Source organism: Devosia sp. Z11_6 (assembly GCF_058133665.1).
Map to the genome: position 1 here is coordinate 329535 of NZ_JBYUNQ010000001.1, position 16518 is coordinate 346052.

A 16518-nucleotide genomic window follows, 5' to 3' on the forward strand; every position below is an offset into this window, starting at 1 on the left:
GACCGGCAGGTCAAAACTGCCGGTAAACAAGGCAACCGCGGCAAAGCGGGCACACAAGAATCGACATCAGGACTTCCACAAGGAGATGGGACGAGCATGAAATTCGCGCAAACTCTTAAGGCTGTGTCAGTAGCGAGCGCCATGGCGCTGCTGATGAGCAGCGCGGCCTCCGCTGTTACGCTCAACATGATGAACGGCTCCGAGCCCGGCTCGCTCGACCCGCACAAGGCCTCGGGCGACTGGGAAAACCGGATCATCGGCGACTATATCGAAGGCCTAATGGCTGAAGACGCCAATGCCGATGCCATTCCCGGCCAGGCCGAAAGCTATACCGTTTCCGAAGACGGGCTGGTTTATACCTTCAAGCTGCGCGACGGCATTCAGTGGAGCGACGGCGAGCCGGTAACGGCAGAAGACTTTGTGTTTGCCTTCCAGCGCTTGTTCAATCCCGCCACCGCCTCGGAATATGCCTATCTGCAGTTCCCCATCAAGAATGGCTCGGAACTGGCCGAAGGGGCGATCACCGATTTCAATGAACTGGGCGTCAAGGCGCTCGACGACAAGACCGTCGAGATCACGCTTGAAGGCCCGACGCCCTATTTCCTCCAGGCGCTGACCCACTACACCGCTTATCCTATTCCCAAGCATGTGGTCGACAAGGTCGGCGATGCCTGGACGGCGCCCGAGAACATCGTCGGCAATGGCCCCTACAAGATCACCGAATGGGTGCCCGGCTCCTATGTGAAGTCGGTCAAGTCGGAGACCTATTACGATGCTGCCAATGTGCAGATCGATGAGGTCAACTATTTCGTGCAGGATGACCTGGCCGCGGCCCTCGCGCGCTATCGTGCCGGCGAATACGACATCCTCGTTGATATCCCGGCTGACCAGGCCGAGTGGATCAAGACCAACCTGCCCGGGCAGGATTTCTTCGCGCCGTTCCTGGGCGTGTATTACTATGTGATCAACCAGGAAAAAGCACCCTTCGACAATGCCGAGGTGCGCAAGGCCATGTCGATGGCGATCAATCGCGACGTGATCGGCCCCGATGTGCTGGGCACGGGCGAATTGCCCGCTTATGGCTGGGTGCCCGAAGGCACTGCCAACTATGAGGGCGTCGAGCCCTATCAGCCCGAATGGATCGGTCTCTCCTATGAAGAGCGCGTGGCGCAAGCCAAGGCGATCATGGAAGGGCTGGGCTACAACGCCTCCAACTCGCTGCCGGTCCAGCTCAAGTACAACACCAATGACAACCACCAGCGCGTGGCCGTCGCCATCTCCTCCATGTGGGAGCAGATCGGGATCAAGACTGAGCTCTTCAACTCCGAAACCGCCGTGCACTATGACGCGCTGCGCGCCGGGGACTTCCAGGTCGGCCGTGCCGGCTGGCTGCTCGATTATTCCGATCCGTCCAACACGCTGGAGCTCTTGACCACCGGCATCATGCAGGATGGCCAGATGAACTGGGGCAACAACTATGGCCGTTATTCCAACCCCGAGTTCGATGCGCTGGTGAAGTCGGCCGCTGCCGAAAGCGACCTGGCCGTTCGTGCCAAGATGCTCGGCGATGCCGAAAAGATCGCCATGGATGAAACCGGTGCGATCCCGATCTACTGGTATATCGCGCAGAACGTCGTGACGCCTTCGGTCACCGGCTTTGTCAACAATGCCAAGGACATCCACCGTACGCGCTGGCTGACCAAGGCCGAATAACAATCGCGCCGGCGCCGCCCACGAGTGGCGCCGGCATCCTCCGCCTCGAGCGCACTGCGGTGCTGCTGCGGCGGACCAGAAAGGTTCACCCATGTTCGGATTTGCTTTGCGGCGCGTGCTGTCGGCTTTGCCGGTGGCGCTGATCGCCGTGACGGCGTGTTTTTTCATTTTGCGGCTGGCCCCGGGCGGTCCTTTTGACGGCGAACGCGCATTGCCGCCCCAGACGCTGGCCAATCTGCGCGCTCACTACAACCTCGACCAGCCGCTGATCAGCCAGTATTTCATCTATATCGGCCGGCTGCTGCAGGGCGATTTCGGCCCGTCGATGGTCTACAACGACTTCACGGTGTCCCAGATGCTGTGGATCGGGCTGCCCTTCACGCTGATGCTGGGTTTCACCGCCTTCATCATCGGCACGGTGGTGGGGCTGATTGCCGGCGCCATATCGGCGGTGAACCAGAACAAGTGGCCCGACTACCTGCTGGTGATGCTGGTAATGGTTGGGCTTGTCGTGCCCAATTTCCTGATCGGCAGCATCTTGCAGTTGGTGTTCGGGGTGTATCTGGGCTGGTTGCCGGCGGGCGGCTGGCAGAACGGCTCGATCGCCCATCTGGTGCTGCCCGTGGCGGTGCTGGTGCTGCCCCATGCCGGACGTACGGCGCGGCTGATGCGCGGCTCGATGATCGAGGTGCTGGGTACCAATTATGTACGCACGGCGCGCTCCAAGGGTCTGGGCACGCGGCTGATCCTGGCGCGCCACGCCATCAAGCCGGCACTCTTGCCCGTCGTGTCCTATTTGGGGCCGGGGCTGAGCTATCTGCTAACCGGCTCGCTGGTGGTGGAACAGATCTTCGCGCTGCCGGGGATCGGGAAATACTTCATCAGCGCCGCGCTCAACCGCGACTACGGCCTCGTGCTGGGAACGACCATTTTGTACATGTTTATTATTCTGGCCGTGAACCTCGTGGTTGACCTGCTTTATGCCTGGCTCGACCCCAAGGTGAGGTTGCGCTGATGGCCGGCATCACAGGCAAGGACGCCATTCTTTCCGACTATGCCAAGGCGCTGGAGGACGGCCCCAAGGGGCGGTCGCTGACGCAGGATGCGATGCGGCGCCTCGTGCGCAACAAGGCGGCGGTGGTGTCGATCTTTTTGATCGGCTTCATCATCCTCTTCGCCTTTGTCGGCCCGTATCTGCTGCCCTGGACCTATGACAAGATCGACTGGAGCGCGATCAGGAAGCCCCCCAATTTCGAGAACGGGCACTTCGCGGGCACCGACCAGAACGGGCGCGACATGCTGGCCCGTATCATGCAGGGCACGCAGATGAGCCTGATCGTGGCCGGCGTTGCTACGCTGGTTTCGGTGGTGATCGGGGTGATCTATGGCGCGGTCGCCGGCTATTTCGGCGGCAAGGTCGACGCGGTAATGATGCGCTTTGTCGATATCATGTACGCGCTGCCCTATATCCTCTTCGTCATCATTCTCGTGGTGATCTTCGGGCGCAATCCCGTGCTGCTGTTTGTGGGTATCGGGTGCCTGGAATGGCTGACCATGGCGCGGATCGTGCGCGGCCAGACCATGTCGATCAAGGAGCGCGAGTTCGTTGAGGCGGCGCGGGCGGGCGGGGCCAAGCCCTGGACCATCATCATGCGCCATATCGTGCCCAATCTGACCGGGCCGGTGGTGATCTATGCGACGCTAACTGTCCCGGAGATCATCCTCACGGAGAGTTTCCTTTCCTATCTGGGGCTGGGGGTGCAAGAGCCGCAGACATCGCTTGGAACGTTGATCTCGTTCGGCTCGCCCGTGGCGGAAACGCTGCCCTGGATGCTGATCGGCCCGGCGGTGGTGCTGGTCACCCTCCTGCTTTGCCTCACCTATATCGGGGATGGCCTGCGCGATGCGCTGGACCCCAAGGATCGCTAAGCGCTGCCCGGCTTCGTGCCGGGCGCGCCAGAAAGGCCCTGTTTGAAATGAAGCACGTACTCGACGTCCAGGATATGTCGGTCACCTTCGCGCTGCACGAAAGCGAAGTCCAGGCGGTGCGCGAGATGAATTTTACCCTCGCCCGGGGTGAAACGCTGGCTGTGGTAGGGGAAAGCGGCTCGGGCAAGAGCCAGGCCTTTCTGTCGATCATGGGCCTATTGGCCAAGAACGGGCGCGCTTCCGGGCGCGCCATGATGGGTGATGTGGACCTGCTGGCGCTGGGACCCAATGAGCTCGACCGCTATCGCGGCCGGGACATCGCGATGATCTTTCAGGATCCCATGACCTCACTCAACCCGACGCTGCGCATCCGCACGCAGTTGGCCGAGGTGTTGGTCAAGCATCGCGGGTTCGAGCAGAAGGCCGCCACCCGCGCCGCCGTCGACATGCTTGAGCGCGTCGGGATTCCTGAACCGGCCAAGCGCGCCAACAGCTTTCCCCATGAGCTGTCGGGCGGAATGCGGCAGCGCGTGATGATCGCCATGGCGCTGCTGTGCCAGCCCAAGATCCTGATTGCCGATGAGCCGACCACGGCGCTCGACGTGACGGTGCAGGCGCAGATGCTGGAGCTGTTCAAGACGCTGACCGAGGACTTCGGCACGTCGCTGGTGCTGATCACCCATGATCTGGGGGTCGTTGCCGGGGTCGCCGACCGCATGATGGTGATGTATGGCGGCCGGGCGGTGGAAAAGGGCACGGTGGACGATTTGTTCTACCATCCGCGTCACCCCTATACGCTGGGGCTGCTGCATTCGACGCCCCATATCGCCAAGCGCGCCGAGCGGCTCGACCCAATTCAGGGGCTGCCGCCAAGCCTGGAGAACCTGCCCAAGGGCTGCTCGTTCAATCCGCGCTGCGCGTTCTGCTTTGACCGGTGCCTCGAAGAGCGCCCGCCGCTGATGGATACCGGCAATGGGCGCGAGAAAGCCTGCTTTTATGAAGGCCCGATGGCCTATGGAAAGGTCGCCTGATGGACCAGACCCCGATCAACCTCCTCGAGATCAAGGATCTCAAAAAGACCTTCTCCATTTCCGTCGGCCTGTTCAGCCGCAAGCTGACGCTGACGGCGCTCGAGAACATCAACTTTTCCATCCGCAAGGGCGAGACCCTTGGCATTGTGGGGGAAAGCGGCTGCGGCAAGTCAACGCTCGGGCGCTGCATCCTGCAGCTGATTGCGCCGGACGAGGGGCAGGTGCTGTGGCTGGGGCAGGATTTGACCCGGGTGCCGGCCGAGGAAATGCGCAAGCGCCGGCAGGACCTGCAGATCATCTTCCAGGATCCGCTGGCATCGCTTAATCCGCGCATGACTGTGGGCGACATCATCGCCGATCCCTTGCGCACCTTGCGGCCCGAGCTCAACAAGGCCGAGCGGCGGGCCCGCGTGCTCAAGATCATGGCCGCGGTGGGTTTGTTGCCCGAGATGATCAACCGCTATCCGCACGAGTTTTCGGGCGGGCAGGCCCAGCGCATCGGCATTGCCCGGGCGCTGATCACCGAGCCCAAGCTCATTGTCTGCGACGAGCCGGTTTCGGCGCTGGATGTGTCGATCCAGGCGCAGATCCTCAACCTGCTCGCCGAGCTCAAGGACGAGTTCGGGCTGACCCTGATCTTCATCTCGCACAATCTGAGCGTCGTCCGGCATGTGTCCGACCGCATCCTTGTGCTCTATCTTGGGCGAATCGTGGAGCTGGCGACGGGCGACGAGATCTATGAGGATCCCAAGCACCCCTATACGCGGGCGCTGCTGACGGCGGTGCCCATTCCCGACCCCAGATTGGCGCGACAGCGCAATGTGGATGCCCTGCGGGGGGAAATCCCCTCGCCGATCAATCCGCCTTCAGGCTGCCCGTTCCGCACCCGCTGTCGCTTCGCCAAGCCTTATTGCGCGGAAAAGCGGCCAGTGCTCGAGACCATCGAGGATGGGCGGCTCGTTGCCTGCCATCGCTGGCGCGAGATCGGCGTGCCCGAGGATGCGGTGCTGGGGCACTAGGCCCGGGGAATCGGCGCCCCGGCTTGCCGAGCCTGCCGGGGTGCGCAAAGCGGTGAAAAGAGGGTGAAAACTCTGCTTGTGCCGCGTTGACAGGGCAGGGGGAAATCCCTATGAATGCCCGCAAGTTCCGGGCGCCTAGGCGCCCCTTTTGTTTGACCCGAGGATATCAAGATGAAAGTCCGCAACTCGCTGAAGGCGTTGATGACTCGCCACCGCGCGAACAAGCTCGTCCGCCGTCGCGGCCGCGTTTACATCATCAACAAGGTGGACAAGCGCTTCAAGGCCCGTCAGGGCTAAGATCTGCTTGCTGCTGCAAGTTTCTGCAAAGCCCGCCTTGTGCGGGCTTTGTCGTATCTGGGGTGTGGAAACTGAGAATCGCCCGGCCTCAAGCTGAGGGCCGGGTGGCGGTGAAGACGGCGAGCTGGGCGGCAAAGGCGCGCCGATAAGCCGGTCGCTCCTGGGCGCGCGCGAGATAGCGGCAGAGATCGGGATAATCCTCGAGGATGCCGGCGCCACTCAAGCGCAGCAGCACATGCACCAGCATCAGATCGGCGGCGCTGAACGCGCCATCAAGCCAGTCCTTGGGGCCCAGAAAGGCAGCAAGCTGGCGCAGCCGGTGGTGGATGCGATCCTTCACCAGTGGTAGGCGCTGCTGCGACCAGCTCTCGTTGCGTTCAAGGAGTTCGGCGACTTCGAGCTCGACGATGGGCGGCTCGACCGTTGAGAGGGCCGCAAACATCCAGGTAATGGCGCGGGAGCGGGCGCCCGGTTCCTCGGGCAAGAGGAGGCCGGGATGCTGCTCGGCGATGTGCAGGACGATGGCCCCCGATTCGAACAGGGTGAGCGTGCCCTCCTCGTAGGTCGGGATCTGTCCGAAGGGATGGAGGGCCAGATGGTCGGGCTCGCGCATCTGGGCAAAGGACACGAGGCGCACATGGTAGGGCTGGCCTACTTCCTCGAGCGCCCAGCGCACGCGCATGTCGCGAGCGAGGCCCGCGCCTTGGTCAGGAGAATCGGCAAAGGCGGTGATGGTGGGGATCATGGCAGGCCGGGACCGGGTTGAGGACGCGCTAGCTCGGCACGGAGCGTAATTGGCGGCACGGACGGGGACAACATGCCTCTCCCTTGCTGGTGGCCTCCAAGGACGCAGCAGGCGCCTGCCAGCCGACAATGATCGGCCGGTCGGCAGGAGCGCTTCGCGGCGCCGTTCGTTTCACCTCTGAGCAGGCACTGGTTTGTCCATGAAGCTCGCCACCCAGAACGAGGAGCTGCCATGCTGCGCATCTATACCCGGACCCAGGATCGGCTGGTGCCCTTTGAAAGCGGGCACACCGGCGTCGTGCCGATCTGGCTAGACCTGATCAGCCCGAGTGACACGGACGTGCAGGAGGTCGAGCGGCTGCTGGCCGTTGACGTGCCCAGCCGAGCCGAGATGGAGGAAATTGAGCTCTCGGCCCGGCTTTATATGGAAAATGGCGCGATTTTCATGACCCTCACGGGTCTGGCGCATCTGGACACGGAAACGCCGATCAAGACGCCGATCACCTTCATCCTCAAGAACAATTCCCTGGTCACTGTCCGTTACGCCGAGCCCACACCTTTCCTGGCCTACACCAACCGGGCGCAGCGGGCGAAGGGGGCCGTGCACGGCTCGGGCGAGGAAATCATGCTCGGGCTCATCGAAGCGATGATCGACCGCACGGCGGACGCGCTGGAGCGGATCGGCAACGAGACCGACAATTTGTCCCACGAGGTGTTCAACACCACCAAAGCCAAGGCCAACAAGAAGACGCGCAGCCTCGAAAAGGTTATTTCCCAGATCGGGCAGAAGGCTGAGCTGCTGACGATGATTCAGGAGAGCCTAGTGAGCATGTCGCGGCTCGTGACCTATTATTCGGCAGTCGAGGATACGTCCGACGACAAGGAAAGCCGCTATCTGGTTCGGCTGATCCAACGCGATGCCACTTCGCTGGGCGAGCATGCACGGGCATCGTCGGCCCGGCTGGACTTTTTGCTTAATGCGACGCTGGGCATGATCAATCTCGAGCAGAACCAGATCATCAAGATTTTTTCGGTGGCTGCCGTGGTGTTCCTGCCGCCAACCCTGGTGGCGTCGATCTATGGCATGAACTACGAGCATATGCCCGAACTCCATTGGCAGCTGGGCTATCCCTGGGCGATTGGGCTGATGGTGCTGTCGGCCTTGCTGCCGTTCCTGTATTTCAAGCGCAAGGGTTGGCTTTAGGGTTTCAGGGAACGCCAGAGTTCAGGGCGCCTGGCTTCGGCCCATTGCAGCAGCGCGTCGAGGGCGGGGCAAAGCGACTAGCTCCACGCTGTCAGCCGGCATTCGACCTTGGGTGATACCCGGTGGTGCACGAGCTTGGTGCCGATGCCGTCGACCTCATAAGAAAAGCCCGCCAAATGGCGGGCTTTGTTGTGGTGCCGTGTCGCGCGCTTAGCTGGAGCCGGCGCCGTCCTGGCGGACAAAGGCGATGCGCAGCATATTGGTGGCGCCGGGCGTGCCCAGGGGAATGCCGGCGGTGATGGCGATCCGGTCGCCAGGTCGGGCAAAGCCTTCCTGGTAGGCGATGATGCAGGCGCGATCGACCATGTCTTCAAGGCTCGCGGCGTCTTCGGTTTGCACGCAATGCACGCCCCAACAAATCGACATGCGCCGGATGGTGCGCTGATTGGGCGAGAGAAGAATGATGGGCTTGGAGGGCCGCTCGCGGGCCGCCCGGATGCCGGTGGAGCCCGAGGCGGTGTAGGTGACGATCGCCGCGAGATCGAGGGTTTCGGCGACCTGGCGGGTAGCAGCCGAGATCGCGTCGGCGGCGGTGGCCTCCGGTTCGGTCTGGGCGGCGCGGATGATGCCGCGGTAATTGGCGTCGCTTTCCACTGCCACCGCGACCTTGTTCATGGTCGCGACCGCTTCCACCGGGTACTGGCCCGAGGCGGATTCGGCCGACAGCATAATGGCGTCGGCGCCCTCGAACACGGCAATCGACACGTCCGAGACTTCGGCGCGGGTCGGCACGGGCGAGGTGATCATCGATTCCAGCATCTGCGTCGCGACCACCACGGGCTTGCCGTAGCGACGGCACATGCGGATCATGCGCTTTTGGAGCCCCGGTACGGTTTCAAGCGGCAGCTCGACGCCCAGATCGCCGCGCGCGACCATGATGGCGTCGCACAGCTTGATGATTTCCTCGAGGCGATCGATGGCCTGGGGCTTTTCGATCTTGGCCATGACGCCGGCGCGGCCCTGGACGATCTTGCGGACATCGATGATGTCCTCGGGGCGCTGCACAAAGGACAGAGCGATCCAGTCGGCCTCGGCCTTGAGGCCTTCGAGCAGGTCCTTGTGGTCCTTCTCGGTCAGGGCGCCAGTGGGCAGCAGCGTGTCGGGCAGGGACACGCCCTTTTTGTCCGACAGCTTGCCGCCATAGACGACTTCGGTTTCGATGGCGCCGTCGCCAACCTTGGTGGCGCGCAGCTGGAGCTTGCCATCATCGAGCAGCAGGCGGTCGCCCACCGAAACGCTTTCGATGATTTCCGGGTGGGGCAGGTAAACGCGCTCGACGGTGCCGGGCGTATCGGAGCTATCAAGGATGAATTTCTGGCCGGCGGTCAGCTGGATGCTGCCTTCGGCGAACTTCCACACGCGCAGCTTGGGACCCTGCAGGTCGACCAAAACGCCAAGCGGGTGGTTCAGGGTTTTTTCGACGTTGCGAATGCGCGCCACGGTCTGGTGCAGCACTTCGTGGCTGGCGTGGCTCATATTGATGCGGAACACATCGGCGCCGGCGCGCGCCAGTTCCTCGATCATCTTTTCGTCGTGGCTGGCGGGCCCGAGGGTCGCCACGATCTTCACACGTCGCATACGTCTCATAGCGTGTCCGTTCGGTTAAACTACTGGTTCGCCGGCGGAGGATCCGTCGGCGCCGGGTCCGAAGCCGGGGGCGCATCCGGGGGCGGGACCGAATTGGCGGCAGGTGAACCCGGGGAGGCCGCCGGCGCATCGATGGTCACGTCATCCGGATCAACCACAAGGGCCGGGTCTTCCAGATTTTCCTGGCTGTCCGGGCCCACCACATCGGGAGCGCCCATGTTTTCAGTCAGCTGCAAGGTCCAGTCCGTCTGGTTCTGGGTATCGATTTCAAAGAACCCGGTGCGCTCATAGCCCCGGGCGAGGCAATCCTCAACCCCGAATATCGTGAAGGTTTCGTCACGCGTGCACATGAAGACCGCGCCGTCCCAGGCGCCGCCGCCAATATCATCAACAGCATAGATGTAATAAAAGCGCCGCTCGAGATCGCCTTGGTAAAGCACCCGGCAATCACCGGACGGGGCCTGCCACCAGCCTTCGCTCATCCAGCCGCGCTCAGCCCGGTAGCCGATCGCCACAGACACCAGATTGGCGGTTTCGTTGCAGATGCGCAGATCGGCGCGAGCCGGTGCGGAAAACAGCAGGAAGCTGGAAACCAGCGCGCCGACAAGCGTCAAGCTAAGGCGAAAGAGGTACAGGAGCATGCCGGAATACATCGGGAGGACCGTTGGTGTTTGAGCGTATGGTGACCAATAGGTCAATGCATAAACAAGCCTTTGGGCGGAAATAGGCCGCGTATTGCAGAGCAATGCTCGGGCCCGTAGCGGCGTGCGGCCCAGGGACGCAGGTGTGGATTGGCGGCGAAAGCGCTTGAACCCGAACCTGTGCTGCTGTTTGAAGCAGGGTTAAAGCGAGAAGGATGTTTTTATGGCCGAAGATAGTGTTGCCCAGGACCAGCTCCGGGCGTTCGTCGAGCGCATCGAACGCATGGAAGAAGAGAAGGCAGCCATCGCCGCCGACATCAAGGAAATCTATGCCGAGGCCAAGGGCAACGGCTTTGACGTCAAGATCCTGCGGCAGATCGTTCGTATCCGCAAACAGGATGCCAATGAGCGCATGGAGCAGGAAGCCCTGCTGGAGCTCTATATGAGCGCGTTGGGCATGGTGGCGGCACCGCCGGAAGACTGAGGCCAGAACCGGCCCGCCGCCGAGCTTGTCGGCGGCAGGGCCCGATCCATTACCGAATTGCCATAGACCAGATAGCCGCCGCCATGGCGGCTTCGTCATATCCAAGAGCCCGAAGTGCTGCAGTGACGATGCCGGTGCGGTCAAGGCCGGCATCGGCATACATATCAGCCTGAGTGGCGTGTTCCACGAAACGATCGGGGATCATCAGCGGGCGGAAGCGCAGCTTGCCATCGAGCAGGCCATTGCTGGCGAGGAAGGTGGCGACATGGCTGCCAAAGCCGCCGATCGAGCCTTCTTCCAGCGTCAGCATCACATCATGGCTTTGAGCGAGCTGCGTGACGAGTTCCTCGTCTAGCGGCTTCATGAACCGCGCATCGGCAACGGTCGGGTTGAGCCCCAGGGCCGCGAGCCGGTCGGCAGCGGCCAGAGCTTCAGCCAGGCGCGTGCCCCATGAGAGAATGGCGATGGTGCTGCCGGGGCGAACAATACGACCCTTGCCAATGGGCAGGATGATGCCGCGCTCGGGCATATCGACGCCCACCCCATCGCCGCGCGGATAGCGGAAAGCAATCGGGCCGGAGTCATAAGCCACGGCCGTTGCAACCATGTGCTTGAGTTCGGCTTCGTCAGCGGCGGCCATTTGCACGATGCCGGGAATGGCGCCGAGATAGGCGGCGTCGTAGTTGCCGGCATGGGTGGGGCCATCGGCGCCGACATAGCCGGCACGATCGATAGCGAAGCGCACCGGCAGGCCCTGGATGGCGACGTCATGGACCACCTGGTCATAGGCGCGCTGCAGGAAGGTCGAATAGATCGCGCAGAACGGGCGCATGCCCTCGGTCGCGAGGCCCGCCGCAAAGGTTACAGCGTGCTGCTCGGCGATGCCGACATCAAAGATGCGGCTGGGATAGATTTCGGCAAACTTGTCGAGCCCTGTGCCAGACGGCATGGCGGCGGTAACCGCAACAATGCTGGGATCCTCGGCGGCTTCCTGGATAAGGGATTGAGCAAAAACATTGGTGTAGGAGGGCGCGTTGGAGGGCGCCTTGGCCTGGGCGCCAGTGATCACGTTGAACTTGGACACGCCGTGATATTTGTCGGCGGCGTCCTCGGCGGGCGCGTAGCCCTTGCCCTTCTTGGTGACGACGTGAATGAGGATCGGGCCTTCATCGGCATCGCGCACATTTTCGAGCACCGGCAGGAGGTGGTCGAGATTGTGCCCATCGATGGGGCCCACATAGTAAAAGCCGAGTTCCTCAAAAAGCGTGCCGCCAGTCAGCATGCCGCGCGCAAATTCCTCGGTGCGGCGCGCGGGTTCGTGCAGGAACGAGGGGAGCTTTTTGGCGATGGTCTTGGCCGCTTCGCGGGCACCGCGATAAAGCGGGCCGGATACGAGGCGTGCCAGATAGGCGCTCATGGCCCCGGTAGGCGGGGCGATCGACATGTCGTTGTCGTTGAGAATGACGATCAGGCGGGCATCCATGGCGCCCGCATTGTTCATGGCTTCATAAGCCATGCCCGCGGACATCGAGCCATCGCCGATCACGGCCACGACATTGCGCTTGGTGCCCTGAAGATCGCTGGCGACAGCCATGCCAAGACCGGCAGAAATCGAGGTGGAGGAATGCCCGGCCCCAAAGGGATCATAGGGGCTTTCGGCGCGGCGGGTGAACCCGGACAGGCCACTGCGCTGGCGCAGGGTGCGGATGCGATCGCGGCGGCCGGTCAGAACCTTATGGGGATAAGCCTGGTGGCCGACATCCCAGATCAGTCGATCATGGGGCGTGTCGAACACGGCATGGAGGGCGACTGTGAGTTCGATGACGCCAAGGGCGGAGCCCAGATGACCACCAGTCACCGAAACGGCGTCAATGACTTCGGCGCGCAACTCATCGGCAAGCTGACGCAAATCCTCGCGGGGCAGGGCGCGGAGCTCGGCAGGGGTCTGAACGGTATCGAGCAGGGGCGTCGATGGCTTATCGGCCAATGCTGGCTTCCTTTGCCGAACTAAAAGATAGCTCAAGGTTTTACGGGGCGCCGAGAGGCTTTGCAACAAGCCGGCGTGCCTCAGCCAGCCCCTCCCCGGTTGTGGAGAGGCTGGCGGGTGAGGCTAATTGGACGCGGTAAAGCGCGTATGGGTCACGGCCAGGGGCGCATTGCTGGGGGATAGCGCCACCGCAGGGGCCAGAGCCGTGGCCGTATCGACATCACGGGACTGGGCTTCAATCAAGGCGAAGTGATCGGAAGACAGCGACGCGGGCGCGACCAGAAGGGCTGCGGCATGCTCCAGATCGGGGGCGGTCAATGCGGCAGGCGTTGGCGCGGCAGAAGCCTCGTCCTTGGCAATCATGGCGGCGAGCGCCTTGGCGACAGGTTCGCTTTGCCCCTGAACCGAGTTGAAGGTCGAGGCAAAAAGCGATGCCGTGGAGTCTCGGGCGGGCTCGCCACCCAGCGAGGCGGTCTTCACACCGGCAGCGCCCAGAGGGGGCAGGTTGGGAACCGGGGCCACGGGGGCGGCGGCAACCTGGGCTGCGGTTTCCTGCTCGATGAGTTGCTGGAGCATGTCCTGTGCCTGGCCGTTCTGGCCGAGGGGCGGCAGGTAAGCCGTCATCATGTCAGGCTCAGACGAGCGGCCGGCCTGGAGCGGCGGATGCGGGAAAGGCTGGCTCAGCGCTGCCAGGGCGACCACGGCGGTTTCGCCATTGCCCGCTGGCAGAGTGGAGGCGGTCGCCATCATGAGGGTCGGCGATTTGGTGGCCGGCACTGGTGCGTTCGAGGCGGTGACAAGTTCTGCTTCTGCCAAGGGGGCGCTTCCAACCGTGGAGAAGGGCACCGGTACCTCCTGTTCGGCAACGGCGACCGTGCTCGAGGCAAGCGCGGACATGCTCGCCGGCCGCATCATCGGAATGGGGGGAGCAACGGCGACGCGGGCAGCCGCTTGCGGGGACTGAGCGGCCGCAGCTACTGATGCAACCTGCACCGGAGCGGGGGCTGGCCTGGGCGCGGGCTGGTTGTTGCCCTTGTTGCCGCCAAAGAACATGTCGACCAAAGAATTGCCGGCGCTGGCTACCTGAGTGCCCGAGCCGCCATTGCCGCAGGGCACGGCGCGGCAACGTTGCCATTCGGCCTGGGCGAGGCGATAGCCTTCCTGCGACAAGGGCTTGCCATCGGCAGGCAAGTGCATGGTCCGCCCATCGGGGAATACGTCCTTGAGCTGCGCACGGGTCATGCGTGGCCAGGCGCGGACCGAACCAGTATCAAGGTGAACAAAGGGGCTGCCCGAGCTGGGATAATAGCCAACGCCGCCGACCTGCTTGCGCATCGCGACGGCGCGCAGCTTGGACAGCGAAATGCCCGGGATAAAGAAGTCCATGGCATGGCCCTTGGTGTGCTGGGAGTTTTCGGCAACACCGGAGGAGGTCTGGCGCAACATCTTGTTGGTCGCGGGCGAGCGATAAGCGGAAACGATGTTGACGGGCTGGGTGGCCCCCACTTCCTGGTAGACTTCCCAAACCAGGTCAAACAGGCGTGGGTCCATCTTGGCTGGTTCGTTACGACGCCAATCGCGCAGGAAGCGGTTGAGCTCGTTGAGCCCGGACTGCACATACTGCCCGTTGCGCTTGAAGACGATGCGGGCCGTTTCCTTGGTGTGGGTGTAGTAGAGATAAAGGCTGCGCTCGGAGGCGGCATTGGCCGGAACCACGGCGGCCTGGCCGATCAGGAGCGAAAAACTCAGCAGCGCTGCTGCCAGGAGTCGAGTGCCACGAAGGGCCAGGTTATCCGATTTTACCGCCACACTAAACACTGCCCGGTTGAAGCTATCTGCATTTCGGATCGTACCGGCCAAGTGACTAGAGTTTGATTAACGCTAACAAAACTCGAACACGATGGCGGCCACTCACGCCAATGTTTAAAGACAAAATCCGGGCCGAACCAAGGCGAAAATGTTGACGAGCGGTTAAGGGGCGCTCGGCTCCACGGGGAACAGGGTAGAAACCCGCCGAAAAAAAAGGCGCCGGCAGAAACTGCCAGCGCCTGACCAGAGATGGTGTTGTCCGGCTCAGGGGCCGACATCGGCAATGGTTTCGGCCATCACCGGTTGAGGGAGCGCTGCGGGCGACAAGCCGAGCGCCTGGATCAGCTTGGTGTCGTGGCCGTAGATGTCGCCATAGGATTGCAGGTTGCCGTCGGCCTGGGGCCGTAGGGTAAAATAGCTGAGATGGACAGGAATCTGTTGCTCGGGGTTTACCCAGCGCTCGCTGGAGCCAAACATGGCTTCGAGGGAGGCCCGGCTGATCTTGGTTTCGTTGGCCATCAGCGCGTCGGCAAACTCCATCGGGTTCTGCACCCGCACGCAACCATGGCTGAGAGCGCGCTGGGAGCGGCTGAACAAAGCCTTTGACGGGGTATCGTGCAGATACACATCGTGCTTGTTGGGGAACAAGAACTTGATCTGGCCCAGGGCATTGCTGGGGCCGGGGCGCTGACGCACCTTGAAGGGGAACGTGTTGCCAACCGCGGACCAGTTCACCTGCCAGGGGCTGACCACGTCGCCGTTATAGATCAGGTCCATGTTCTGGGCGTCGATATAGCCCGGGTTCCGCCAGGTCTTGGGCGCAATCTCGCCTTTAACGATGGAACTGGGGACATTCCAATAGGGATTGACCACGATGTGGCGGATGTTGTCGGAAAACACCGGCGTCTGGTTCTTGACAGTGCCGACGACGACGCGGGTCGTATAGGTTTCCGCCCCGTCCCGGTTGATGGACAGGCGGAACTCGGGAATGTTGACCAGGACGTGGAAATTGCCGAGCTCGCGCGGCATCCAGCGCCAGCGCTCCATATTGGCGATGATCTGCTCACGGGTGGCGGCGTTGCCGCCGTTGAGGGCCGCGACCGTGGCAGGGCCAGCGACGCCATCAGGTTCAAGACCCAGGCCCTGCTGGAAATCCTTGACCGCCTGCACCACGCCCTGGTCATAAACCAGGGAAGCATCGGCCACGAGGCCCAGCCGCTGGCGAATCAGGGGCAGTCGCTCATCGGTCATGCCAGCCTTGAGCACGACCCCGGTCGGAATGGGGGCGGGACGATTAGTGGCATTGTCGCTGAACTTGGCCAGTGCCGCTTTAAGCGCCAGGAATTCGGGATGGGTTGGCTCGAGCTTGGCCAGCACCTTGGCCGGATCCTTGCTGGCCGCCAATTCCACAAGGAGTGCGCCGGCATCAAGGGTCTTGGGCTCGATATCGAGGTTGGCATCGACGGAGCGAGGAGCGACGCGTCCGGTATAGATGTGGGTCGCATAGCGCAGGGTCGCGGCAGAAAACGCGGTTTCGAGCGCCGCCATGGCGACAGGATCCCCGCCCGTTGCGGGAAGCTGCAGGTCAGGCGTGAGGTAATCGGCGGGATTGAGCCCTTCGGACTCGGCCCGGGCAAACAGATCGAGGATCTGCTGGGCAGCAGGTGAGAACACGACCTGCCCATTGGCCTGTTCGCTCAGCCAGATCGGCTCGAAATAGCGCTCGCCATAAAGAAAGTAGAGCTTCTGGGCTTCGGCGTAGGCGGCGGTACCGCGGCCATTGGCTGTATAGGCGGCGGACAGGCTGGCCTTGATGGTTCGCGCCAACGCGCTTTGCGCGGGAGCGATGACAATCCGGGTTGGGGTGATACTCGCTACATCCTGCGCCAGGAGGGGAAGAGGGGCGTTGGCGGCAGCAACGGCGAGAAAACAAACCAGGATCTTGTGCATTTGTGCTCCGTGTACGAGGCGTTACGCAGCCCGGCCGTGCCTCAACCCAAGGTCCGGCGGGCC

Annotated in this window: 14 protein-coding genes; 8 read left to right on the plus strand and 6 right to left on the minus strand. The window is 62.7% G+C overall.

The window, feature by feature from the left end; genetic code table 11:
* The first annotated feature begins 96 nt into the window (after nt 1–96).
* The 6 genes from AC3YMN_RS01545 to ykgO all read left to right on the plus strand — a co-directional run bounded on the left by AC3YMN_RS01545 (nt 97) and on the right by ykgO (nt 5989).
* Nucleotides 97–1713 (plus strand): peptide ABC transporter substrate-binding protein, encoded by a 1617-nt coding sequence (locus tag AC3YMN_RS01545; protein ID WP_489888678.1) that lies wholly within the window; start codon nt 97–99, stop codon nt 1711–1713.
* 91 nt (nt 1714–1804) lie between these two features.
* Nucleotides 1805–2728 carry an ABC transporter permease subunit gene (locus AC3YMN_RS01550; RefSeq protein WP_172124182.1) on the plus strand — a complete coding sequence of 308 codons (924 nt, stop codon included), beginning with the start codon at nt 1805–1807 and terminating at the stop codon, nt 2726–2728.
* Complete coding sequence (locus AC3YMN_RS01555) at nt 2728–3642, plus strand: ABC transporter permease (RefSeq protein ID WP_127754011.1); 915 nt, start codon at nt 2728–2730, stop codon at nt 3640–3642. The genes AC3YMN_RS01550 and AC3YMN_RS01555 overlap by 1 nt, the downstream gene beginning before the upstream one ends.
* Nucleotides 3643–3689: 47 nt before the next feature.
* Nucleotides 3690–4673 (plus strand): ABC transporter ATP-binding protein, encoded by a 984-nt coding sequence (locus tag AC3YMN_RS01560; protein WP_489888679.1) that lies wholly within the window; start codon nt 3690–3692, stop codon nt 4671–4673.
* Nucleotides 4673–5692, plus strand: coding sequence for an ABC transporter ATP-binding protein (locus AC3YMN_RS01565; RefSeq protein WP_489888680.1), 1020 nt, complete (start codon nt 4673–4675; stop codon nt 5690–5692). Before AC3YMN_RS01560 ends, AC3YMN_RS01565 begins: the two co-directional genes overlap by 1 nt.
* 171 nt (nt 5693–5863) lie before the next feature.
* Nucleotides 5864–5989 (plus strand): type B 50S ribosomal protein L36, encoded by a 126-nt coding sequence (gene ykgO, locus AC3YMN_RS01570; protein ID WP_046139985.1) that lies wholly within the window; start codon nt 5864–5866, stop codon nt 5987–5989.
* A gap of 88 nt (nt 5990–6077) precedes the next feature.
* Here the strand turns inward: ykgO and AC3YMN_RS01575 are convergent, their stop codons facing one another.
* The gene (locus AC3YMN_RS01575; RefSeq protein ID WP_489888681.1) at nt 6078–6734 is read right to left on the minus strand and encodes a glutathione S-transferase family protein; all 657 of its coding nucleotides are present in this window, start codon (nt 6732–6734) and stop codon (nt 6078–6080) included.
* 231 nt (nt 6735–6965) lie between these two features.
* On the opposite strand from AC3YMN_RS01575, the gene AC3YMN_RS01580 reads away from it, so the two are divergent.
* Complete coding sequence (locus AC3YMN_RS01580) at nt 6966–7937, plus strand: magnesium transporter CorA family protein (protein ID WP_489888682.1); 972 nt, start codon at nt 6966–6968, stop codon at nt 7935–7937.
* Nucleotides 7938–8147: 210 nt separating this feature from the next.
* Here AC3YMN_RS01580 and pyk read toward each other — a convergent pair whose 3' ends face one another.
* A complete protein-coding gene (pyk, locus tag AC3YMN_RS01585; protein ID WP_127754006.1) occupies nt 8148–9584 on the minus strand; it encodes a pyruvate kinase in 1437 nt (478 codons plus the stop codon).
* Between the two features lie 20 nt (nt 9585–9604).
* Nucleotides 9605–10225, minus strand: coding sequence for a DUF1036 domain-containing protein (locus AC3YMN_RS01590; protein ID WP_248307066.1), 621 nt, complete (start codon nt 10223–10225; stop codon nt 9605–9607).
* Nucleotides 10226–10448: 223 nt separating this feature from the next.
* Here AC3YMN_RS01590 and AC3YMN_RS01595 point away from each other — a divergent pair, with 223 nt between their 5' ends.
* Nucleotides 10449–10709 carry a DUF2312 domain-containing protein gene (locus AC3YMN_RS01595; protein WP_127754004.1) on the plus strand — a complete coding sequence of 87 codons (261 nt, stop codon included), beginning with the start codon at nt 10449–10451 and terminating at the stop codon, nt 10707–10709.
* 49 nt (nt 10710–10758) lie between these two features.
* On the opposite strand, the gene dxs is transcribed toward AC3YMN_RS01595, so the two are convergent.
* From dxs to AC3YMN_RS01610, 3 genes are all read right to left on the minus strand, one after another.
* Entirely contained in the window at nt 10759–12696 is a 1938-nt protein-coding gene (gene dxs, locus AC3YMN_RS01600) for a 1-deoxy-D-xylulose-5-phosphate synthase (protein ID WP_489888683.1), read from the minus strand.
* A 123-nt stretch (nt 12697–12819) separates the two neighbouring features.
* The gene (gene mepK / locus AC3YMN_RS01605) at nt 12820–14505 is read right to left on the minus strand and encodes a peptidoglycan L,D-endopeptidase MepK (protein ID WP_489888684.1); all 1686 of its coding nucleotides are present in this window, start codon (nt 14503–14505) and stop codon (nt 12820–12822) included.
* Nucleotides 14506–14769: 264 nt separating this feature from the next.
* Nucleotides 14770–16455 (minus strand): L,D-transpeptidase family protein, encoded by a 1686-nt coding sequence (locus AC3YMN_RS01610; protein WP_489888685.1) that lies wholly within the window; start codon nt 16453–16455, stop codon nt 14770–14772.
* Nucleotides 16456–16518 lie beyond the last annotated feature (63 nt).